The organism is Thioclava sp. SK-1 (assembly GCF_001705665.1).
Lineage (GTDB): Bacteria > Pseudomonadota > Alphaproteobacteria > Rhodobacterales > Rhodobacteraceae > Thioclava.
The window spans coordinates 20,917-44,055 of record NZ_MDHA01000026.1; the positions used below are offsets into that span (position 1 = coordinate 20,917).

20 protein-coding genes are annotated in these 23,139 nt (G+C 55.5%); 6 read left to right on the forward strand and 14 right to left on the reverse strand.

Annotation, left to right across the window (positions count from 1 at the left end; genetic code table 11):
- Window positions 1–45: 45 nt before the first annotated feature.
- The 10 genes from tssH to BFP70_RS04345 form a co-directional block, all read right to left on the reverse strand.
- Window positions 46–2,703, reverse strand: a complete 2,658-nt coding sequence (gene tssH / locus BFP70_RS04300) for a type VI secretion system ATPase TssH (protein ID WP_066010146.1) — start codon at window positions 2,701–2,703, stop codon at window positions 46–48.
- Window positions 2,704–2,744: 41 nt separating this feature from the next.
- Window positions 2,745–3,821 (reverse strand): type VI secretion system baseplate subunit TssG, encoded by a 1,077-nt coding sequence (gene tssG / locus BFP70_RS04305; protein ID WP_083217348.1) that lies wholly within the window; start codon window positions 3,819–3,821, stop codon window positions 2,745–2,747.
- Window positions 3,818–5,743, reverse strand: coding sequence for a type VI secretion system baseplate subunit TssF (tssF, locus tag BFP70_RS04310; RefSeq protein WP_066010147.1), 1,926 nt, complete (start codon window positions 5,741–5,743; stop codon window positions 3,818–3,820). Before tssF ends, tssG begins: the two co-directional genes overlap by 4 nt.
- Complete coding sequence (tssE, locus tag BFP70_RS04315) at window positions 5,740–6,327, reverse strand: type VI secretion system baseplate subunit TssE (protein WP_141693096.1); 588 nt, start codon at window positions 6,325–6,327, stop codon at window positions 5,740–5,742. Before tssE ends, tssF begins: the two co-directional genes overlap by 4 nt.
- A 150-nt stretch (window positions 6,328–6,477) precedes the next feature.
- Window positions 6,478–6,975, reverse strand: coding sequence for a type VI secretion system tube protein Hcp (locus tag BFP70_RS04320; RefSeq protein WP_066010148.1), 498 nt, complete (start codon window positions 6,973–6,975; stop codon window positions 6,478–6,480).
- A 60-nt stretch (window positions 6,976–7,035) separates the two neighbouring features.
- Window positions 7,036–8,529 (reverse strand): type VI secretion system contractile sheath large subunit, encoded by a 1,494-nt coding sequence (gene tssC, locus BFP70_RS04325; RefSeq protein WP_066010149.1) that lies wholly within the window; start codon window positions 8,527–8,529, stop codon window positions 7,036–7,038.
- 46 nt (window positions 8,530–8,575) lie between these two features.
- On the reverse strand, window positions 8,576–9,109 hold the full coding sequence (gene tssB / locus BFP70_RS04330) for a type VI secretion system contractile sheath small subunit (protein WP_066010150.1): 534 nt from the start codon (window positions 9,107–9,109) through the stop codon (window positions 8,576–8,578).
- Window positions 9,110–9,231: 122 nt separating this feature from the next.
- Window positions 9,232–10,578 (reverse strand): ImpA family type VI secretion system protein, encoded by a 1,347-nt coding sequence (locus BFP70_RS04335; RefSeq protein ID WP_066010151.1) that lies wholly within the window; start codon window positions 10,576–10,578, stop codon window positions 9,232–9,234.
- A 116-nt stretch (window positions 10,579–10,694) separates the two neighbouring features.
- Window positions 10,695–12,014, reverse strand: a complete 1,320-nt coding sequence (gene tagH, locus BFP70_RS04340; RefSeq protein ID WP_066010152.1) for a type VI secretion system-associated FHA domain protein TagH — start codon at window positions 12,012–12,014, stop codon at window positions 10,695–10,697.
- A gap of 75 nt (window positions 12,015–12,089) precedes the next feature.
- Complete coding sequence (locus tag BFP70_RS04345; RefSeq protein WP_066010153.1) at window positions 12,090–12,689, reverse strand: hypothetical protein; 600 nt, start codon at window positions 12,687–12,689, stop codon at window positions 12,090–12,092.
- Between the two features lie 280 nt (window positions 12,690–12,969).
- Between BFP70_RS04345 and BFP70_RS04350 the strand changes: the two genes are divergently transcribed.
- The 5 genes from BFP70_RS04350 (at window position 12,970) to BFP70_RS04370 (ending at window position 17,753) form a co-directional block, all read left to right on the forward strand.
- Window positions 12,970–13,509: an invasion associated locus B family protein gene (locus BFP70_RS04350; RefSeq protein ID WP_066010154.1), complete on the forward strand. Its 540-nt coding sequence runs from the start codon at window positions 12,970–12,972 to the stop codon at window positions 13,507–13,509.
- Between the two features lie 277 nt (window positions 13,510–13,786).
- Window positions 13,787–15,112 carry an NAD(P)/FAD-dependent oxidoreductase gene (locus BFP70_RS04355; protein ID WP_066010155.1) on the forward strand — a complete coding sequence of 442 codons (1,326 nt, stop codon included), beginning with the start codon at window positions 13,787–13,789 and terminating at the stop codon, window positions 15,110–15,112.
- The gene (locus BFP70_RS04360; protein ID WP_083217350.1) at window positions 15,109–15,885 is read left to right on the forward strand and encodes a DUF1365 domain-containing protein; all 777 of its coding nucleotides are present in this window, start codon (window positions 15,109–15,111) and stop codon (window positions 15,883–15,885) included. Before BFP70_RS04355 ends, BFP70_RS04360 begins: the two co-directional genes overlap by 4 nt.
- Window positions 15,878–17,035, forward strand: a complete 1,158-nt coding sequence (locus BFP70_RS04365) for a cyclopropane-fatty-acyl-phospholipid synthase family protein (protein ID WP_066010156.1) — start codon at window positions 15,878–15,880, stop codon at window positions 17,033–17,035. The genes BFP70_RS04360 and BFP70_RS04365 overlap by 8 nt, the downstream gene beginning before the upstream one ends.
- Window positions 17,028–17,753, forward strand: coding sequence for an SDR family oxidoreductase (locus BFP70_RS04370; protein ID WP_066010157.1), 726 nt, complete (start codon window positions 17,028–17,030; stop codon window positions 17,751–17,753). Before BFP70_RS04365 ends, BFP70_RS04370 begins: the two co-directional genes overlap by 8 nt.
- Here the strand turns inward: BFP70_RS04370 and BFP70_RS04375 are convergent.
- The 4 genes from BFP70_RS04375 to BFP70_RS04390 form a co-directional block, all read right to left on the reverse strand.
- Entirely contained in the window at window positions 17,750–18,157 is a 408-nt protein-coding gene (locus BFP70_RS04375) for a DUF2177 family protein (protein WP_066010158.1), read from the reverse strand. The genes BFP70_RS04370 and BFP70_RS04375 overlap by 4 nt on opposite strands.
- Window positions 18,158–18,291: 134 nt before the next feature.
- Window positions 18,292–19,800 (reverse strand): ribosome biogenesis GTPase Der, encoded by a 1,509-nt coding sequence (der, locus tag BFP70_RS04380; RefSeq protein WP_066010159.1) that lies wholly within the window; start codon window positions 19,798–19,800, stop codon window positions 18,292–18,294.
- A gap of 114 nt (window positions 19,801–19,914) precedes the next feature.
- Complete coding sequence (locus BFP70_RS04385) at window positions 19,915–21,225, reverse strand: PQQ-binding-like beta-propeller repeat protein (protein WP_369820182.1); 1,311 nt, start codon at window positions 21,223–21,225, stop codon at window positions 19,915–19,917.
- Between the two features lie 42 nt (window positions 21,226–21,267).
- Entirely contained in the window at window positions 21,268–21,915 is a 648-nt protein-coding gene (locus BFP70_RS04390; RefSeq protein WP_066010161.1) for a tetratricopeptide repeat protein, read from the reverse strand.
- A gap of 277 nt (window positions 21,916–22,192) precedes the next feature.
- Between BFP70_RS04390 and BFP70_RS04395 the strand changes: the two genes are divergently transcribed.
- Complete coding sequence (locus BFP70_RS04395; RefSeq protein WP_066010162.1) at window positions 22,193–23,092, forward strand: calcium-binding protein; 900 nt, start codon at window positions 22,193–22,195, stop codon at window positions 23,090–23,092.
- Window positions 23,093–23,139 lie beyond the last annotated feature (47 nt).

Consider the following 23,139-nt stretch of genomic DNA (forward strand, 5'->3'; position numbering starts at 1 on the left):
GGCCCATCGGGACCGGCAGTTTTCATTTTCAGCACGATTTTCGGCCTAAATAATCTGGTAGGTAAAGCCGCCACCTTCCATTGCGCCATCGTCCATTGCGACTGTGACCCGTGAAATTTTCTCGCCCGACACCATACGCGACAAAATCTGACGTGACAGGTCGGGTAAAATCGAATTGGTAATGATATTGTCGATCATCCGTCCGCCAGAATCCGGATCACGGCATTGCGCCACGATATGTTCCAACACGCCATCGGCCAGGACCAATTCAGCGCCGTGTTCTGATTTCAGGCGTTTTTCAACCGCGCCCAGCTTTAATTTGGCGATGCCCGCCAAAACCGGTTTGGACAGTGGCACATAGGGGATCGACACAATGCGCCCCAACAGCGCAGGTGGGAACACCTGCAATTGTGCAGGCTTCATCGCCGCCTCAAATTCCTCAATCTGGGGCAGGGGTTTGCCCTCTTCAAACATCTGCATAATGACATCGGTGGCAACATTGGATGTCAGCAAGATAAGCGTGTTTTTAAAATCGATCTGGCGCCCATTGCCATCTTCCATAACGCCTTTATCGAACACCTGAAAGAACAGCTCATGCACATCACTATGGGCCTTTTCGACCTCATCCAGCAGGACAACCGAATAGGGTTTGCGCCGAACCGCTTCGGTCAAACGCCCACCTTCGCCATATCCAACATAGCCCGGAGGCGCGCCCTTAAGCAAAGACACGCTATGCGCTTCTTGGAATTCGCTCATGTTGATGGTGATGATATTTTGCTCACCGCCATACAGCGCCTCAGCCAAGGCCAAGGCGGTTTCGGTTTTGCCCACACCGGAAGGGCCGCACAGCATAAAGACCCCAATAGGTTTATTAGGGTTGGAAAGACCCGCGCGGTTTGTCTCGATCCGTTTGGCAATCGCCTTCAGCCCGTGATCTTGGCCAATGACGCGTTCGCGCAGATGATCGGCCAGATGCAGCACGGCTTGCAGCTCATCTTGCACCATTTTGCCTGTCGGAATACCTGTCCAATCAGAAATCACGGCCGCCACCGATTGCGCATCCACATGCGAATAGATCATGCGATCTTCTATCGCCGTCGCCTCTAGCTGCGCCATCTTCAACAACATGTCTTCGCGCTCAGCCGTGGCCTGATCCGGCGCACTTTGCCCAAGGGACAGCCTTTCACGCAGGCCAAGCACCTGATCAACCAGCGCCTTTTGCGTGTCATAGCTGTCTTCCAAAACAGCCAGTCGTTCGCGCAGTTCCATCTGTTCTGCCTGCGCTTCGGCGCGGCGCGTTTCATTGCCTTCGCCCAGGTCTATCTGGGCCACCTTACCTGCAATTTCCGCCTCTAATGCCGCTAATTTTGCGCGTATATCTTCAATTCGTGCCGGGGTTGAAGACTGGCTGACCGCCACACGAGCACAGGCGGTATCTAGTAATGACACTGCCTTATCAGGCAATTGGCGTGCCGGAATATAGCGATGTGACAGCGATACCGCGGCAACAATCGCCTCATCCGAGATCCGAACCCTATGATGTGATTGCATCGGCCCCAAGATGCCTCGCAGCATATGGCAACAGGTTTCAACCGTAGGCTCTTCGACCGTTACCGGCTGAAACCGCCGGGTCAGGGCCGGATCTTTTTCAAAATACTGCCTGTATTCCGACCATGTGGTCGCAGCAATCGTGCGCAATGTGCCGCGTGCCAATGCCGGCTTCAGCAGGTTTGCAGCATCACCCGTTCCCGCAGCGCCACCTGCACCGATCAGCGTGTGGGCCTCATCAATGAACAAAATGATTGGGGTGGCTGCGTTTTGCACCTCGTCGATCACGGATTTTAACCGCTGCTCAAACTCTCCCTTCATCGCAGCACCGGCCTGCATTGCCTGAATATCCAGCATATACAGACGGGTGCCACGCAGCAGGGGCGGCACATCATCGGCCGCCAGACGCTGCGCAAACCCCTCCACAACGGCGGTTTTTCCTACGCCCGCCTCACCGGTCAGGATCGGGTTATTCTGACGCCTGCGCAGCAGCACATCAATGATCTGGCGAATTTCTTCATCGCGACCCACAATCGGATCCATGCCGCCATTTTCAGCCTGCGCGGTCATATCCACCGCGAACCGGCCCAAAGCCGTCGTGCCCGACACGCCCGATGCCGCGCCCGGCGCCGCATTGCCCGTGCCAAGCCCTGCACCATCCATCGGTGGCAAGGACTCTTCATCGCTGTCTGCCCAAAGCGTGCGGCTGTCCTGGCCCAGCTGATCTACGGAAATCAATGCAAATACCGCGCTGTAGCGGGTAAGTTGGCGCCGCAGCGCGGGATCATTTAACAACGCAACCAAAAGATGACCGGTGCGGATTTGTGCTTCGCCAAAAAACAAGGTTGCATAGGTCCATGCATGATTCAGCGCATCGGATAAAAATTCAGATATTCCAGGCGTTTCCGTGACATTCTTATCAAGCGATGAAACCGCCGCATCCAAATCCTTCAGCACCTGTGCCCGGTCCAGCTGCAGCGCGTCAAGTGTGACAGACAGGTCGGTATTTTTATTTGACACGGCATGAAACAGCCAATGACATAGATCGACGGTCCGATTGCGTTCTGACCGTGCGTGGCGCATCGCCTGCAAAAAGGCATCATAGCCGGTGCGGTTCATCTTTCCCGCGTAGGTTTCAATCGTAATCTCGGTCACGTTTGCAATGTCCTTTATCGTCAATTTGCCTCACGTCGCGCTTAGGCGGCAGCGATGACTGTCGTGTTCAATGGGTCCGAAGGGGCAATCAGCGCAAAGCGTGTCGCCTGTGTAATCTTGTTGTGCGTGTCACTGTTGGGGGCCAGGCAAGCCATCCAGCCCAACGTGCCGCATTGGCCCAATATCGCTGGCTTCACCTGTGGTTGCGGCAACCAAAGCAACACATCAATTTCAAACATTTGTCCAATATACCAATAAGTTATATCCTGAAGTTCTATAAAATCCTGACCGCCGGGCAAAAAGCGTTGATAGGCATCATAGGTATCAACACACAGATGAATACGAATTTTTTGCCCCACGGCGCGCAGCTTTTGCCCTAAATGACAATCGCGGCCCAAACTTGCGTTCTGAATGCCTAGCTTGGCATGAGCGTCGGGTTCAAATGACAGCCAGCTTGGCACCATTTCCTCAATCGTGACCTGTGCCGCACCGTTAAAATGCAGCTGCAACATCTGACGTAACCGTACCGGGCTTTTAACCCGCCCCATTGCCAAAGGCGCCAGGCGCAAGCGGACAGTATCCACGACACTGCCGCGATTGCGAAACGCATTTGTCCCACTGCCCAGCAGCGACAACAGCCATGTTTGAAACTGGTCATCGGCATGGTCGAACTGTGTGATCGGGCGAGCATCAGACCATGCGCGGAAAAAGAACTCCTGAAAGCGGGCTGCGAAAATATCAGTAAAGGCAACAAAGCTGGCGTCGCCCGCGTCGAACCAGCGCTTCACCTCTTCTGTCCAACTCAGCGGCAGCGCACCAAAGGCACCGAAAAAACCCAGAAACTGCGCCCGCACCATCGGAGCGCGGCGCGCCCGGTCCACACGCGCTAAATCTGTATCTGGGAAAGCAAGGAACGGATCTTGTCCCAAACGCACCACCGCATCGCGCAGTCGCGTGTTGCGACCAATCCGGGGGCGATCCATGCTGTTGCGCTCTAGTTCACGCAACAAGGCAAATAATCCGACACCTTGCGCCTGTGCTTGCTGCGTTTCGCGCGCCAGCAGCACATCAGTGCGTGTTTGGGGTAGGGGTGTCGGGGGGATTGTGCGACCGCTCATAACAATGGACCAGACCCTGTGCGCGGCGGGAAGGTCACAATATGCTGGCGCTGATGCGACTGAATAACGATCTGAGTAAAGCTGTTCACCGCTGCATATTCGGCCAAAAAACGATCCAGAACTGCACCAAGAACCATGACGCCTGCGCCTTCGTATTCCTCTTCATCGAAGGTCAAAGTGATCTCTAATCCGCGTGCCGTGTGATAGCCATCTGGATGCGCCATCGTGCGGGTGACAGGGCGGGTTTTCAGATCACGCAAACCTGCAACATGCGCCTGTGCGACATTATCAGACAGATCGGCAAAAAGAGCCAGAAGCTCTCGCATCGGCGCGGCCGAGCTGTCGCGGTCCCGGCTTTCAAGCCCAAAATGATTCAACGACAAATAGCTCAGAAGCCGCCAATAGACATCGCCCGATTGCGCGCGGATCCCAGACGATGTTTCCAAATCCGCAAGGCTTGCACGGGGCGCCGATGGCCCTGCCGCGCAGGCCAGCACAACAGATTGATCATCCACCAGATAAAAATCATCCCCGCCCTGAGCGATCGGCAGATGTTCTGTCAGATGGCGGTTGGAACACAGACCGCGCACCTGTAGGCGCTGCACCTTATCTTCGCCGGGCGGTTCATATAATGACAGAAATGTCTCGGTGCCCTTATAACGGTGTTTCGACGATCCAAAACGTTTTTCCTGCACCGTCAGGCGGCGTGGCTTGCGCCGGGATGTGAAATACAACACCTGTCGCGGGTCTTTGTCATCGGGAGGCAATGCATAAAGCGGATGAACGCGCATCTTTTGTTGATGACCGGGGTAATAGGCCCAAACATCTGTAATCGCGTGATATTCATAATTTGTCGCAGGCGCGCTATTGGGCATGACCAACAATTCATGATGTTTTTGATCCACCCGAACCTGAGACGAGATCTCTTCAAACAGGTTCACCGCCGGGACACAATGCAGCGAAAGATGGCCGGGTTCCAGTAGATGTTCCAATGACAGGCTGGCCTGATCAAATTCGATGATCACCTGCACCTGTGTACCGGTGATCATCCGCAGCCGATCTTTCAATCCGGTGACTATGAAGCCCATGAATTTACGCGGAAATGCGAAATATTCACGCAGCAATGCAAAGCCATCAAACAGCCGGGAATTATGCGGGAACAATCGCTCATCACTGGCAAAGCCAATGCTTTCGATTGATCCGACGGGCAGGCGCGAAAACACAGGATCACCATTGGCGTTCAACCACCGCAGTGACACGCGCGCAACATTCGCAAATAGCTGTTCATATAGCTGAGCAGCCTGTGTCATCGGACCCGTCAGATGCACCTGCAACCGATCCAGCGCGACCTCTGACAATGGTGCGCCGTCCACGGTGCCCGATGGCCCAAGCCGCGCGATATCAAACACCAGCCCCGCCTTTGTGCCCGGCGCGATTTCCTGCCCCAATGCGCCGATCGGGCCGGTTCCTGCATGGTAGCGTGCACCGGTCAATGCAAGCGGGTACAACGTCAACGGCGCGGCTAAGGCAAAGCGGCACGAAACACGTTTATCTGCATCCACAAACCGCGCATCCAAATACTGGCCGGGCGCAAAATGCAGCCCCTGCACGATATCGGAATTTTCCACCGGAATGCTCGCCCGAACCATCATCGCCGACGGTGTTGGGGCCAAAGCATCGGGAAAAACCTGATCCAGCATTTCATGCGTGAAGCTGCGAAATTCCTCGTGCATCTTCAATTGCACACGCGCCGCTAAAAAAGCCGATCCTTCCAGTAATCCCGCGACCGTCGGATCAAGGTTTTCTTCAAGAAGACCGCCTAAACGATCCGCAAGGCCAGGATATTCCAGGGCAAATTCGCTGGCACGTTCGCGCAGGATTGCAAGCTCTTGATTATAGCTATCCCGAAAGGCGCGTTTCATAATTGCACCCGCAGTTTGGACATCTTCATCTTGCCCGCACCCAGATCAACTTCTGCATCGAAATCCAGAGGGATATCCACCGGATCACCCATTAGCTCGGCCGAGATGGTCAGCGACAGACGCTGATCCGTGGTTTTCGACGTATCCGCTACGGTAATCGATATCGAATGTTTCACCAAACGCGGTTCATGATCGATCAGCGACTGACGAATGGATTGAATGATATCAGGCTTTTGCAAGCTGGACGCTGGCACGCCGGATAAATCCCGAAACCCGTAATTCAAGATAGAGCGCGCGACATGGGGCGCATCCTTGAGTGAGGAGGCCGCATCCAGACGTATAGTATTTAACAGCGCGTTCAGGTCATATTCCAAATGGGCGCGCAGTGTGTCTTCTGACACGCCGTCGCGGCGCATTTTCGAGCGCGAAGAAGTTTCACGCCCGTCATTGGTCGCATCTGCGGGGGCACGCCGGGCATCATGATCAGCGAACGAGGCACGAAACACCTGCAGTATCGACACTTTAGCACGATCATCGCGCCGCCAGTGCCGTCTTGCGGCCGGATCAAGCTCGGAACTGGTCATTGTGCCTCTATAAATTTGGGCGAAACGCATCGGAATACGCTGGATACAAGCCCTGCACCATTATTCCGGGCAACACCTGTAAGGAAGGCCGAGCCGAAGACCCGGCCTTCCAAAGCGAATGTCAGCTTAGGCTAACCGCCGCAGGGGCGATTAGGCGCTCCATTCAACGTTTTCTGCGATTTCCCAACCAGCTTGGCTTTGTGGGCCCGCGGTGCCGTCTTGTTCTTGAACGGTGTAGGTCACTTCAAAACGGCGGAAATTCAACGTCAGGGTTTCTTGAACACGGTCCAGACCGTCTTTCATACCGCCCGTCGAATAGGACGAAATCATGATATCTTCAAAATCGATTGTCAGGTAATCGATCGGCGCAGCACCACCGGATTTACGCACCACCAACTGACCGGCAGAGATATGCTCACCCGAGCAGCAGCGCTTGATCAGGTCATGGGTCGCGGCATCGACATATTTCGACACGGTGATGTCTTGGACATCGACCTTACCGCCACCACCACCGTGGCCCATATGGGTCGTGCCGGATTGGGTCATGCCCCAGTTCCACGACAACACGTCAATCCAATCAATATGGCCCGCGTCTTGCGATTCACCTTTGATGTTGTTTTCAAGCTTTAAAAAGCAATCGATCGCCATGATAAAATCTCCTATTGGCGTTCAAAGTTACGACGGCCCAAAAAAAACGGGCCGAAGCAATTACTTACCGGCGGGCAATTTCGATACCAGGCTCATGCCGATATCCATGCCCTCCATTTGAAAATGAGGTTTAAGGAAGAACTTGCCCTGATAATAACCGGGGTTGAGCTCGTCCTCCACGACCTCGACCTTCGCCCCAGCGAGTGGCTTTTTGGCTTTTTCCATTTCACTGGCGCTTTCGGGATTGGCCGTCACATATTTATTGATCCAGCCCTGCAATTCCTGCTGAAGCTGTGCCCGATCCGGGCTTTGGCCAATCTTGTCCCGCACCATGGCTTTTAGATAATGGCTAAAGCGCGACACTGCGAAAATATACGGGATACGCGAGGACATATTGTCCGATGCTGTCGCCATATCATCCGCGTATTTTCTTGGACGATACAGGGATTGCGCCCCGATGAATGCAGCCTTGTCCGAGTTTTGACGGTGAATCAAACCGATCAAGCCTGCTTTTGAAAGCTCCCCTTCGCGACGATCTGTGATCGACACTTCGGTAGGGCATTTCAAATCCTTTGAGCCATCGCCTGTGTCAAACACATGGCTGGGTAGATTTTGCACCTCTCCGCCGGAGGTCACACCGCGAATGCGCACCGTCCAACCGTGATCTTTGAACGCACGGGAGATATTCACTGCCATCGCGTGGGCGGCATTCATCCACGCATATTTTTCCCCGTTATGACCATCAGTTTCTTCAACAAAGTTGAATTCTTCAACGATGGAGTTGGAGTCCGGACCATAGGGTTCGCGGGCCAAAACACGGGGCAGGGTCAGCGCGACAAAACGGGCGTTCTCACTGTCACGCAGGGAATTCCATTTTGCATATTCGGGCGTTTCAAAAATTTCTGAAACGTCCGGCGGCGTGGCAATTTCATTCCAGCTGTCCATGCCCAAAAGCTCTGGCGCGGCCGAGGAAATGAACGGCGCAAGTGAGCTTTCGGCCACTTTCGACAACGATGTCAAAAGCGTGACATCAGGCGACGAATGACTGAATTGATAATCCCCGATGAGGGCACCGAAGGGTTTGCCACCCAAAGTCCCAAGATTTTGTTCATAAACGATGTTGAATAAGGGGGATTTGTCCCATTTCGCGCCCGGATACCGTCGCATCATTGACGACAATTCCGGCTTGGACACGTTCAAAACCTTGACCCGCATCGTGGCATCGGTTTCAGCGTTGTTAAGCGTGTAAGACAGGCCACGCCAGCTGGATTCAAATTGCTGGAACTCGGCGTTATGCATCACCTCATTCATCTGCGCGCTCAGCTTCTTGTCCAGCTTCGCGATCATCTGATCAAGCGTGTCGATAACATCTTCGGACACAAGGTTTTCGTCATTCACCGCTTCGCGCACGAGCGCAATTACAGCATTGTCGACGGCCTTGTTTCCATCATCTGTGCGCGGCTTAATGCTTTGCTTCAAGATCGACGAAAACTCTGCAAGCTCATCAAGACCTTGCGCGGCCTGCGTTCCTTCGGACTGGGCTTCGGTTGCCATAATCAGCTATCCCCTAAGTTGAATGGACGGTCAGATAACACGGGCCTCAGGCCGGTGCGCTATCTTCGCTCGCCTCGTCTTCATCCTTGATTTTCGATGCCAGCAGGGCCAAAAGCGTCGGGTCATCCAGCAGCCGCTTCACCTCATCTTGTGCCTTCGGTTTTGCCGCCATGTAACGCTGCAAATTCGCCAGATGTTCACGCGCCTCAAGCAGCTTGCGCAGTTGCGGTATCTGGCGCGCAATCGCTGCGGGTTCCAGATCATCCATCGAGCCAAATGATAGGTTCACACCCAAGCGATCTGTCGACCCTTCGTCCAGCTTATTCGCAACCATGAAGGTCATACCAGGCTTCACCGAACCCATGAAATCATCCAGCGTATCTTTGGTCACATCAGTAAAGCTGCGATCTTCCATTGCCGGCTTTTCTGCGCCGGGATTATTGCCCGACAGGTCAGACATCACACCCATCACGAAAGGCAGTTCGACCATTTTTTCGCTGTCATAGGGGTCTTGATATTGGATCTGCACGCGCGGCGGACGATTGCGTTTGATAAATCCTGAACCAGTATCCGAAGCCATAATAATTTCTCCCTAAGACCCACGAAAATTGCAATTCATATCAAATCAAACTCCTTTGACAAAATGATGTCAACGACAGTTCATCGGCTATTTCGCGGACGCTTCTATATCCTATAAATGGGTTACTTTGCCGCATCTTGCGGGATGAGTTCGTCGATAAGCGATTGAAAATCTTTGTCAAGATAGGTTCGTGCACGTTGTAGCAGAACCGGAACAGGGCTGGATCGCTCTGATGTACGAAAGTAATCTTCGACCGCGCGCACAGTGTCGGCGGCCTGTTGCGGAGTGCTTAAAATCGGCACCAACCCTGTGGGCGGATCGGGGGCGCGTTCGGGCGCTAGCCCGCCGGGGATATCACCGCTCAGGGCCTTCAGCCGATCAAGATTCAGCGCAAACCCTGTCTTCGGTCCAAAATCCACAATTGCCTTTTTCGACTCTACCGGAAGCAGCACCTCCAAGGCCTCGATCAGCGGTTTGCCGATCAAAAGCCGTGCCTGAGTCACCAGCAAAAGCGCCGCCGACGATGGTTCAAACCGGCGATAATATGTCTCGCAGGCCTCTAACATCTGGCGAGCATGTGTGTGATGGACGATCTGGGGTTTGGGGCCGGTGGCGGCCACCGGTGGCGCTTGTAAAACGGGTGTGGCCGGCTCGGATGGGGCAGGATCAGCGACCGCGTCACCGGTCATTTGCAGATCCGACCCGCGCAGGTCGGGACGCGCATCTTCGACAACTGAAATCATCTCATCCAGCGTCGTCTTTACCTGCCCAAACTGTGGTGAAAACGGGCCGTTTGCATTGATTTGGCACGCCTGTTCAATCCGCGTCAACGCGTCACGAAACATCAAAAGCGCCGCGTGATTTTCGTCAACCTTGGCGCGAAATCCGCTATCAGACAGAGTGGCCTTCAGCGCGCCAAGTTGCAGGTCCTGTTCAGAACCAAGTGGCGTGCCCTTACCGCCGGCCACCATAATTTTCCGTAAAGTGACTTCGGTCGTGCCCACCAATCCGGCAAATTGCAACGGCTGAACAATTGTCGTTGGGTTGTTTAAATCGCCAATCGTTTCACGCCGATCACCGATCCCATCCTCAAGCGTGGGATGCAGATGATCAGGAAAGCGCTCCAACAGGTTGGCAATCGCGCCCACGGTCGCGGCAGCGCCTGGCAAGCGCCCGGCGAGGACCTCCCATTGCGCGCGCAAAACCATCAGCCGCAGATCGCGGCTTCGGGCCAAAAGCGCATCAATGGCCAAGGTTTCAGCCGTGATATCCACATCACTGGAATCAAATATCATATCAGGGGTACGCGTTCCATCCGGGCGCGCGACACCAGATTGAACATAGACTGCAGGTAAACGCCCGGTGGCATCAAAATAATATTCATCAAACGCTGGATCTTCAGCCGCGTTCAAATCTGGACCGCAAGGCGCATCTGGTGCAATGGGCTGCGAGAGGGAAGCCAAATCCATCCCGAAAAATCCTTTAAATCAATATATCATAAATGCTTAGCGACGATATAAGGCGTATTTGAGGCAAGGTGATATTTTTTTCACCCAGGGTCAACCCGGGCCACAGCAATCACCTTTTACTGTGGGCGGGAATTCGCCGCGATATATGCGCGGGCAAACGCCTGTAAGAAAGCATCAAGCATCCCGTGCTCTCCGGCGCTGCATTTTTCTGCCCATAGATCCACATAAATATCCCAGTTCTTGCCACGCTTATTGCCCGGCAGCATGCGCGATCCACCCTGAGCGACAGCTTCAACATCTTCCGGCGCCAACCCATGCAAAAGCTCTGCCAAGGCGGGTTGCAGTGCGGAAAATACCGCCATTTGGTGTTGGCGCAAATCGCCAAGCGCATTTTCCAGCCCCTCAGGCCCGGCCATGAACCCGTCGCGCGGGCGGGCATACATTGCTTCCAAGGCCTGCTGTGGATCGGGCATGAATTTCAGCGGGTTGTTTCCCGTCGCCGAACGCATAGTCCGATCCCCACCACGGGTGAATTGCTTCACATTGGCACGATCTTGCAGCATCCGCATCACTTCATCCGTGGTGATACGCAACGAGTGGCCAAGATCTTTGGCCAAGGCAATTGGATCTTGTTGCGCCATCAAGGCGGGGTCAATTCCAGCCCCTTCGCAAAAGGCCGTGATCATGTCCTGCACGCCGATGTGCGTGTCTGGAGGTGTCTCTGCGCGTGCAACGGGGCCTCCGGAAAACGGCTGACCACCGGGCACAGAATGCGCCGCACTTTGGGGCATCGCATGGGGTGGCGGCGGCAATGGTGCGGCATACGCGTCTTGTTGGAGCGCGGGCCGTTGTAGTGGTGGCAATGAAGATGGGGCAGGGGGTGGTGGCATTGCCCCCACACCCGGCGGGGGCACCGGCGGGACGGGGGGGATTTGTGGGGCTTGCAAGCCTACAAAATCTTGCCCGGTCAAAGCGAACGGATCGACACTTTGGTGGGGCGCAGGATGTGGGTTCACCGGCTCCATCGGTGCACCAAAATCCCAAGGATCGGCGTCATCATCCGCGCTGGTCCAAACCTGCGCAGGTCCGGAGCCGTCAGACGCCGGCTGTGACCCGGATATTTGCGCCAGTTCAACAGCGATAATATAATGCCCCACGATCAGCCGCTCTCCATGCTGCAACTGATGTGGTCCTTGGATGCGGTAACGATGGCCTTGCAAAAATGTCCCGTTGGTTGACACATCGGTCAACCAATAGCTGCTGTCGCGGAACTCAATGTCGAAATGATGGCCAGAGATATGGCGCTGCGGGTCAGGCAATACCCAATCCATTGCGACCCTGCGCCCGATGCTGGCCCCACGACGCTCCAATGCGAACCACGCCGGGCCGCCATCCTCAAGCATGTCGTAATTTTCAATTCTCAACACAAGGCTCATCGCCCATCACCTTTCACGAAACCCGCACGACTGCCACCGCTGCGCGACCCCTCGCGTCCTTCCGAAATCCTTTGATCAATATACGCGAAACAATGAAGCCGCGGTATCAATGAAACGTGCCAACCGAACGGAGCGCCCTTGCAGATCGGTATTCGCCAAACAGGACAAAACCGCCGAGTTAATCGCGCGCGGCGCGCGGTGGCTGGGGACGGGCTGCGGATCATTAGGGGCGATCCCACCGCCTGACCACCCCACCGCCAAGGCCAGATGCGTCGCGGGCGACGATACCGGCGCATATAGGGCTGCCTGCATAGCCCGGTAACGGTTTTCCGTATCGGAATAGGTGGTCCATGTCGCCACCAGTTCCATCAAATGTCGATCTGCCGCCGTCATATCATCGCCGGCTAGGCGCAGACATTCATATCCCCACCAAATCGCCATCTTAGGTAACGCTGCATAAGCGGTAAATGTCACAGCCTCTTCCGGTGTGGTCGATGCACGAAGCCGCATCAAATAGGCTAGGCAATCCTCAGTTTCACGCGGTCGATGCTGCGTCACACGGGCGACATGCGGCATCGCCTTATACAGTTCAAACGGCGTCTCATAGCGCAGTGCTGACACCGGAGGCTGCGTCTTATCAGGTTCCGACTGGGCTGCGGTGCTGTCTTCGGCCATATGCGACCAATTCCTTCGGATAAAATTTAGCGTGAAAAAAGATTACGCCAACCATGTTACATAATGCCAATTATTCGCCAATCCTGTCATGCATGTATTAGTGCCTAAAATCGACACCCCACACAGATCTTCGTCAAAGCTTGCCATAGCCCCAAATGCGGTGCAACCACCTGTGAAGACCATTGGATCCGCACCACGGGTTGACAGTTCCAAATGGTTGCGGCCTTTTGCCGCCAGCGGCGTCGATTATGCGCCAGTTTGCAGTTTGAGGTATTCTCCCATGAAGACATTTCTTTCCGTTTTGACCGCTGTTGTGACATCCCTTGGGACGCAGGCTTTCGCCCAAAGCAGCAATACGCCAACGCGTGTGGTCAATGGTCAGAAATTCGGTGCATGGTCTGTCAGCTGTGAAGCCTTAGCTGTGAATGAAACCACCTGCGTCCTAGATCAAAAGCTGTTGCGCAGCGAAGATCGGGCGTTTCTATCGCAGGTGATCGGCTTTTGGTCAGCGGATGGAACACAGCGATATTTGGCTGCACGGGTTCCGGTTGGTGCCTATCTGCCCGCCGGATATGCGTTGCGGGCCGAGGACAGCGATGAGGTATTGAATTTCACATGGCAGACCTGTGGACGTGACATGTGCGAAGCGCTGCTGGAACTGGATCAGGACACGATGCAAAGCTTGGCCACATCCGAAGGTCAAATCATCGGAAGCTATCGGCCCAACGTGCAGGCACAGCCTGTGGTCTTTACCTTTTCCGCCACCGGACTTGCAGACGGTTTCACCGCATTGCAGCCAGAACCCAAAGATGATCAATAAATCACATATAAAACAAAATATTACCACCAATATCTAATTCATTGTGCAAACTTCGTGGTGTAAATTTAAATTAACATTAAAATTAATTAATATTATCTATATCAATAGGATAAGCAGGAAACTTCACGCATGTTATTAAGCAATTCTTATGCTCAGCATCATGGGGGTACCTTATTGCACCCATTTAATTCCTTTCGATAAACCATAGATTTCTCTCAAAAGCGTGAAACTCTTACGGTCGTTTGCACGTTCTTCTTCACAGGCAGGAGGAGAGCAAATGTATAAACCGCCGCAGACGGCTGCATTGGGGGAAAGCCGAAAACGTATTGCCGTAATTGGCAGTGGAATTTCTGGCCTTGGTGCGGCCTGGCTTTTGGCTCCGCATCATGATGTAACCATTTATGAGGCACAGGACCGCCCCGGCGGCCATTCGCGCACCCGCATGGCCAAGGGCGTTGCGGTTGACACAGGATTTATTGTCTGTAACCCGCGCACATACCTGCTGTTTCTTCCTCTGATGGAACATCTAGGCATTGAGCTGGTGCCAACCGATATGTCTTTTTCTGCCAGCTTTGGCGGTGGCGCTTATGAATTTGGCACACGTACCCTGCCCGCTTTATTTGCCCAGCCCAGTAAGCTGTTCGACCTATCGCATCTGCGTATGTTGCGCGACACGTTACGGTTTTTCCGCGGTGCGATGACTTATGCTGACCGCGATCTGAGCCTGGGAGAGCTGATCGACAAGATGGGGATGGGCGTCGAATTTCGTGACCGGTTCCTGTTGCCGATTTCTGGGGCGATTTGGTCAACCCCAACATGGGATATGCTGGATTTTCCAGCCGCCCCGTTCTTGAGGTTCTTCGACCAACATGGACTGCTAAGCGTTGCCGATCATCCGCAATGGTTCACCGTTAAAGGCGGGTCGCAAACCTATGTGGAGGCATTATTGGCGGCAACACAATGCGATCTGCGCCTTGCGGATCCGGTGAAGGCGGTCGTGCGCGATCCAGTCGGCGTCACAATCCATTCAACCTTGGACACGGCACGCTTTGATGAGGTGGTACTGGCGTGCCATGCACCGCAAGCCTTGAAATTGGTCGACACCCCCACGGCAGAGGAGCACGCTATCCTAAGCCAGTTCCACACCCAGCCAAACCGGGTTGTCCTGCATTCCGATCGCCGCTTTCTGCCAAAGCGCAAAGCCGCGTGGTCGTCATGGAATTATGTCACGCAAAATGCCGCCCTGCCCACCGATAGACCGGTCAGCCTAAGCTATTGGATGAATCTGTTGCAGGATCTGAAAACCGATGCGCCATTGATCGTAACGCTGAATCCCGAACATGAGCCAAATGAGATCTACGACGAAACATGGCTACACCATCCTGAATTTAACGCGGCTTCGGTCGCAGCTCAGGCGCATTTACCGCTTATTCAGGGCGCAAATCGGTTGTGGTTCGCCGGCGCATGGACGCGCTACGGCTTTCATGAAGATGGGTTGTTGTCAGCGCTGCGCGTGGCGCAAGGCATGGGCATAGGCTGGCCGCTTGGGCCCGACCCTTGGGCCGGCGAAGCGGCTGGCACATCTGCGCGGAGCATCGCATGACCCCGTGGAACGCCGCGCTGATCTCGGCGCAAATCTGGCATGGCCGACATGGTGCGCGCCTGTCCTCATCAGGGCATAATTTCACCTACCGCGCGCAATTCGTATCGTTATCCGTGGAAGAAATTGACGCGGGCGCCAGCCCGATTCCGGTTGATCGCCTCGGCCTTTGGCGGTTGCGCAAACGTGACTATGGCCCGCAAGACGGCACATCGCTGCGCGTTTGGGCGGATGAGATGTTGCAAGGGCAGTATGATCTGTCACTGGTCACCCTACCCCGCTCGGCCATATACGGGTTCAACCCGGTGTCGTTTTGGCTGGCCCAGGATGGACCGGGAAAACTGCGTGCCGTGATCGCCGAAGTCTCCTCGACCTTTGGTGAACGCCATTGCTACATCATTCGCCATGCCAACGGCCAAGATATTGCACCTACCGACCGGCTGATGGGCGAAAAAATGTTCCATGTCTCACCATTTTTGCCACGCAACGGTCGCTATAGCTTTCGCTTCGACATCCAAAATAACCGCTTCGGCGCGTTTATTGACTGGAGCAACGGCGCGACCAGCCTTGGCACATCGCTGACCGGGAAAGCCACCGCCCTTACCCAAAAAACGCTGCGCAAAACCGCGCTGCGCCATCCGTTTCAGCCTGAAAAAGCAATGGCTTTAATCCATTGGCAGGCGGCAAAACTGGCCGCACGCCGTATGCCCTTCCACCGGCAACCAGCGCAGCTAACCCCACATACCACCCCTGCAGAAAGACACGGCCATGATTGAAGCTAAGGTGACATCCACATTTTTAACCGCGCTGGACGGGTTGGAATATGGGCAGCTGTCGCTCACGTTGCCCGACGGCCAGACCCGGTTATTCGCAGGGCCTGCCGATGGGCCCAAGGCAGATTTAACAGTGCACGACCATCGCGCCTTGATCGCGATTGCTGCGCGTGGTGATGTGGGCTTTACCGAAAGCTACCGTGATGGGTTGGTCGACACCAACGATATGGAAGCACTGATGACCTTTGCGCTGCGCAATGAACAGGCCTTGTCGCGCTACATCAACGGTCATCCGATCACCTCAAAGATCATGGGCGTACTGTATTTCTTAAACCGCAATACGTTGAAAGGATCACGGCGCAATATCTCGGCGCATTATGATCTGGGGAATGATTTTTACAGCCTGTGGCTCGATGACAGCATGACATATTCCTCGGCACTCTACGACGGTGCAGTGGATCTGAAGGGTGCACAGTTGCGCAAATATGACCGGATCCTAGAACAGCTTGGCGCAAGTTCTGGCCGGTTGCTTGAGGTCGGCTGCGGCTGGGGCGGGTTTGCAGAACGCGCGATGCAAACGGGCGATTATGCGCTGAAGGGTCTTACCCTATCGACCGAACAGGCGGAATTTGCCCGCACCCGCCTTGGCCCTAATGCCCAGATCGCGCTGCAAGATTACCGCCATGAAACCGGGAAATTCGACCACATCGTGTCGATTGAAATGTTTGAAGCCGTCGGAGAAAAATACTGGCCAACCTATTTCGCGAAGCTGGGCAATGTTCTGGCCGATAAAGGTCGGGCGATGATCCAAACCATTACGATTGATGATGCCCGTTTTGCCAGCTACCGAAATGGTGCGGATATGATCCGAAGCTTTGTCTTTCCCGGGGGGATGCTGCCCTCTGATCAACGGTTTCGCACGCAGGCACTGACTGCGGGGCTGCGGGTTGAAGATGGCTTTGCCTTTGGTCAGGATTACGCCCGCACCTGCCGCGAATGGTTGGCCAATTTTGAAACCAAATTGCCAGAAATCCGCGCGATGGGTTTTGATGAAGGGTTCATCCGAATTTGGCGGACCTATTTGGCAGCCTGTATTGCGGGGTTTGCATCGGGTCGAACGAATGTAATGCAATATCGGTTGGCCCATGCATAAGCCACGCGAAACCATCTGGATCATCGGTGCCAGCTCGGGCATCGGCGCCGCCTTGGCGCGACATTACGCCCAAACCGGGGCCGAGCTGATCATCTCGGCCCGGTCGGAAGACAAGCTGAGTAAGATTGCAAAAGAAATCGGCGCATTGCCCCTGCCGGTTGATGTCGCTGATCGCGACAGTCTGCGCACCGCGATTGATCAAATTTCAAAGCCGCTGGACAGGATTATCCATCTAGCCGCGCTGTATGATCCGGGCCGTATTGCCTATCTGGATCCTGACCGTGCGGCACAATTGGTGCAGGTCAATCTGATGGGCGCGTTCCATGTGGCGCAGCTATGCCCGCCTGCCCTGCGCGAGGGCGGACAGCTGGCTATATGCGGTTCTGTCGCAGGCTATGTTGGTCTTCCAAAGGGACAGATGTATTCCGCCACAAAAGCAGGTGTTATGAGCCTTGTGGAATCCCTGCGCAGTGAAACAGATGACCGCGATATTCGGCTTATTTCTCCGGGCTTTGTCGATACGCCGCTGACAGCTAAGAACGATTTTGACATGCCTTTTGTGATCCCCCCTGAACAGGCGGCAAAAGCAATTGTCAAAGGCCTGAATGGCCGCGCCTATGAGGTGCATTTCCCAATACGCTTTACGCTGATGCTAAAGCTGTTGCAGGCACTGCCCTATTGGTTGCGCCTGCCAATTTTACGCAAAATGGTGGCTTAGGCGGCGGGCCAAATGGTCCGCACCACCACCACTCCAACCCAAGCGGAAAAGCCCGTCAACACCCCGCCCCAGATCGTATCCGTGATCACCTGCTCCCATGACCATGGGCGCAGGGTGGCAAAATTTGTGAACTCATATGTGCCATAGGCCACCAGCCCCAGCACGGCCCCTGAAATTGCCGCCTGCATCGGCTGGCCATCACGTAGCGCAGGCACCGAAACCAGATACAGCAGCCCTGCCACATAGCCCAAATAGAACAGACCCGCAGGGCCGACGCGCAGGCTGTCGGGATATAGATCCGCGATATGGCGATCAAACAATGGCTTCATCACCAGCTTTAGCATCACGGCATCAATGCCGAGAAATACGATGGTGGTCACAAGGTAAAGCGTGATGATCTGCATGAAAATCCGTCCTGTTGATTGCCCATACAACCAACGGATCACGCCATCAAAAGGTTTCACCCCTTGTTGAAAACACTTGTGCCGCTGCTGAAAAAAGCGCGACGCAGAGCGATAACTGCACCGCGCGCCTTAGCTTAATCGTCGATCTTGCGACGTGCAGCAGCTTTGGCCTTATGCGCCGCCTGCTTTTTGGCATCAACGTGTTTCTTCAAACGCGAAGGGATCGCCTTTTTGCGGTCTTTATACGGGTTCACCTTGCCCTGATCGCGGAAATAAATCCGGATCGGCGTTCCGGGCATATCAAAGCTCTCGCGCAGACCATTCACCAGATACCGGCCATAGCTTTCGGGGATCTTGTCGGTATGAGTCGATTTCACCACAAAACCCGGCGGACGGGTCTTGGCCTGTGTCATGTAGCGCAGCTTGATCCGGCGACCACCGGGGGCTGGTGGCGGATGAGCCTCGGTCATAGCGGTCAGCCAATTGTTCAAACGCGCAGTGGGAACCCGACGGTTCCAGACCTCATGCGCCTTTAAAATTGCTGCGTTCAAACGGTCCAAACCCTTGCCGGTTTTGGCCGATACTGTGACCATGGGCGCGCCTTTCAGCTGCGGCAGCAGGCGTTCAAACGCCTCGCGCAGCTCTGCCAGCTTGGCGGGCTTGTCGTCTTCCAGATCCCATTTATTTGCGGCGACAACCACCGCACGGCCTTCGGTTTCCGCGAAATCGGCAATACGAAGATCTTGTGTTTCAAATGGGATATTCACATCCAGCAAAACAACAACAACTTCGGCAAAGCGCACCGCACGCAGACCATCAGATACGGACAATTTTTCCAATTTGTCGTTGATCTTTGCGCGCTTGCGCATCCCGGCTGTGTCCCAGATCCGCATGGGCGTACCCATAAACTCTGTCTTAACCGAGATCGCATCGCGGGTAATCCCTGCCTCTGGCCCCGTCAGCAACCGGTCTTCGTTCAGGATTTTATTGATCAACGTTGATTTACCCGCATTCGGGCGCCCAATCACGGCCAATTGTAACGGTTTCGCAGCCGATGGCGGCTGATAGGCGGGGATATCGTCTTCATCGATATCCTCATCGATCGCGACATCCGTTTCAGGCAATGCCGCGACGTTTTTCGCCGCAAATTCGTCGGCCAAGGGACGCAGCGTGCTGTAAAGATCATCCAGACCTTCGCCATGCTCTGCCGAAATTTTCAGCGGCTCGCCCAGACCCAGCGACCATCCTTCCACCGCGCCTGCATCGCCGTGATGGCCTTCGGCCTTGTTGGCAGCCAAGATCACATGTGCATTTTTTCGGCGCAAGATATCTGCAAAGATTTCATCGGCGGGCGTCACGCCGGCCCGGGCATCCATCACGAACAAGCAAATATCGGCTTCTTCTACGGCGCGCTCTGTCAATCGGCGCATCCGCCCTTGAAGGCTGTCATCCTCCGCCAGCTCTAACCCTGCCGAATCAATCACGATGAAACGCAGATCACCAAGGCGCGCATCGCCCTCGCGCAGGTCGCGGGTCACGCCCGGCGTATTGTCGACAAGCGCCAGCCGCCGACCAACCAAGCGGTTGAACAGGGTGGATTTTCCGACATTGGGGCGGCCGACGATGGCCAGAGTGAAGCTCATGATGCCCTCCTTGGGCTGCGGAGATTCCGCACGGATCAGAGCGGCGTCCATACACCGCATTCCCCATAAAGGTCAAAGCGAAACACGCAGCTGTGTTAAAACGCGCGTTCGGGCTTAGCGGTAAGCCAGCAACTGCCCGTCCTTTGACACAACATATAATGTCGATCCTGCGACCACCGGGGCCGATGCCGCACCGCCGGGAAGATCGGCTTGCGCGATCACCGCACCGCTGACGGGATCAAAGCTGCGCAACACACCGTCAGAGGAGGCCACGAACAGCTTCCCACCTGCCAGGATCGGACCATAATGGGCATAGATTTCTTTTTGTTTCTTGATCTTTTCCTTGACATAGTAAGGCAGATCATGCGCCCAGATCATCGCACCTGTGGCCGCGTCCAAACGTACCAGTTGCGCCTGATCAGACACCAGGAAGACAGAGCCACCAGCGACCGTCACCGGCGACGTGGCGCCGTAATTCGCACTCCATTTACGGTCACCACTGGCCAAATCGAACGCTTCCGTGCGTCCAGCAGATGTGGCGGCATAAACGGTGTCGCCCGCAATCACCGGATCTCCCGTGACGTCACGCACCGATGTATAGGCGCGACCCAAACGCGTGCCCGACACCCGCTTTTGCCACAAGGTCAGGCCACCTTTGGGCATGGTTGTGATCAGATCACCCGATGGCATCGGGAACACCACCGCCGAAGACGTCGCCGCAGGCGCCGAAACCCCGGTCATAGCCGATGGGGAGGGCATCCCCTCCATCAGCCATTGGACTTTGCCGTCACCGGGACGCACGGCCCAAACCGAGCCATCACGCGACACAGCATAGACCAGGCCATTCGCGATTGTCGGGGCGCCGCCGACGGGGGCCGCAAATTTCTGCCGCCAAATTACACCACCCGTAGCCGCATCCAGCGCGACCATTTCACCAAAGCCAGTGGTCACGAACAGTTTTCCATCCGCATAGGCCACACCGCCGCCAGAGGCGCTATTGGGGTCTTCACCTGCCGGGGTCAAATCCACGTTCCACAGCGTTGCCCCCGCTGTGGAGGTCGCAGCAACTGCGGCACGGCTGTCCAGCGTATAGATACGCCCCGCCGCCACAACCGGATCAGAAGTGATACGGTGACGCAGCCCGGATCCTTCGCCGATGGGTGCACGGAACAGCAATGTGGTGCCCTGCCCCAGGGCCGGATTTGTCAGCGAATGCTCTGCATTGCCTGCACGTTGCGGCCATGCGGCATTTGCGGTCGCCCCCGGCAAACGCAGCGCGGTGCTTTGCGCCACCACCGCTGGAACTTCCGTCTCGGCCAGCACATCACGCGGATCAATCCGCTCGCCAGGCAAGATGAGTTCTTTTTCGCAAGCGCCTAGCAACGCCGCAGCACTTAGCATCGCTACTGTCTGGATCAGCTTCACCGCTTACTCCCCCTGCCTTTATCTCTTTTACCTTACGGTCGTTTAGCCGCGTTCCGCCGGATCACCACCCAGCGCCACAATCAACTCCGAAAGCCGCTGTTGCAACCCCGCAGTGACGCCAGACTGACCCAAAATATCTTGTGCCAGCGCAATTGCGCCGTTGGTATCACCTGATTGCATTAACGCAAGGGCCTGCTGTTCCTGGGCAAGCTGCGCATAGGGCGCACCAGGCGCGGATAATGTCACCAATGCCGCATCACGATCTTGTGCCGACAGATCCTCGCCTGCTGCGATCACCCATTTCAACTGCGCCAAGTCGCTGATCGAACGCGGCACATCGGCCTGATCGCTCACCGAACGCAGTAGCGTCAACCCGGTTTCACGTTCGCCCGATTGCAAAGCCTGCGACCCCGCCATCAGATCACGCAACGCCGCACGCGCGCCAGTGGCCTCGATATCCGCCAACTGCTCGGCTGGGGCGTCGCCCTCAACTGCGGCCATCAACGCATCGCCAAATGCCTGCGATTGCGCGTCACTTTGCGTCCGGCTCCATTCGGTATAGGCCGCACCGCCGACGATCGCGACAACCACAACCGCCCCGATCCACCCATATTTTTTATAGGCAGCGTAAAGACGGTCGCGACGCACCTCTTCGGTGACCTCATCAATGAAACTGTCGGTCTCGCTCACGGGGGGCTCTCCATTGTTATCTTGCGGCCTTTCTATACGCATGGCGGGCATGCCGACAAGAGCAGCCCGCAACCATCCGCCTCCGGGGCCGGTCTTGCAACCCCATTACAACCTATAGCTTAGACACAATCCGACAGATCACGCCAACGCCGTCAGATGCCGCGAAAAGACCACAATTGACGGTGAGTTTGCCCCCGATCACAGCGGCTTAGCCATAATCTCGCCTTTGACCTTACCTAAATATAAACGGAAACCTGCGTCAATTAGGCATCCAAATATGGATTGGGCAACGCTCGGAAACTATCTTATCTTGTTGATCGGCCTTGCACTTCAAGCGGGGTGGTTTGACATGTCAGATGAGGATGACGCGCCCCTGGACGACCCCTATGCGATGTTTGACGGCGACGGGTTCGGGCAGATGGTCACGGGAACCGAAACGGCCGACAGCTACAGTTTTGAAGAAGGCTCCATCGCGTGGTTTGCATTAGGCGGGGAAGACACCGCCTCTGGTTCGGGGGCCGAGGATTTTACCGACCTGGGGGCCGGGGATGATCTGGCAGGTATGGGCGGCGGCGATGACACTGCGCAGGGCGGCGACGGCAATGATCTGATCTATGGCGGAGCGGGCAATGACAGCCTGATGGGCGATGCCGGGGCAGACACGCTGGACGGTCAGGTCGGGGATGACACGATATATGGCGGTGCAGGCGATGATCTGCTGTTAGGGGATGACGGCGCCGATCTGCTGTGGGGCGGGGAAGGCAATGACACCTTATCAGGTTTTGACGCCACGGCCTCGGGCGAGGCCGACCAAGCCGGTATCGACGGTGCCGATACGCTGCAAGGCGGGGCGGGCAAAGATACGCTGATCCTAGGCCGCGGTGATATGGCCAGTGGTGGAAGCGGCGCGGACCTGTTTCAGATTGATGATCGGTGGGCCCATGATGGCGAAATCTCCGTGATCACGGATTACGACGCGCAAGATCAAATTGAGCTGCTTTACGCACCGCAACTGGATGAAAACGGCACGCCGATCACGCCCGATCTGACCACCAGCCCAGATGTCACCGGTGAAAACAGCGTAATTTCTATGGATGGCTCGGCCGTAGCCGTGGTTGTGGGAACACCGGATCTGCAGGCCGATCAGATTACACTGACCGCCCAAACAGATTTGTAATCCCGCGATTAGGGGAATGCCTTAGCCAGATCTTAAAACCGCATTCA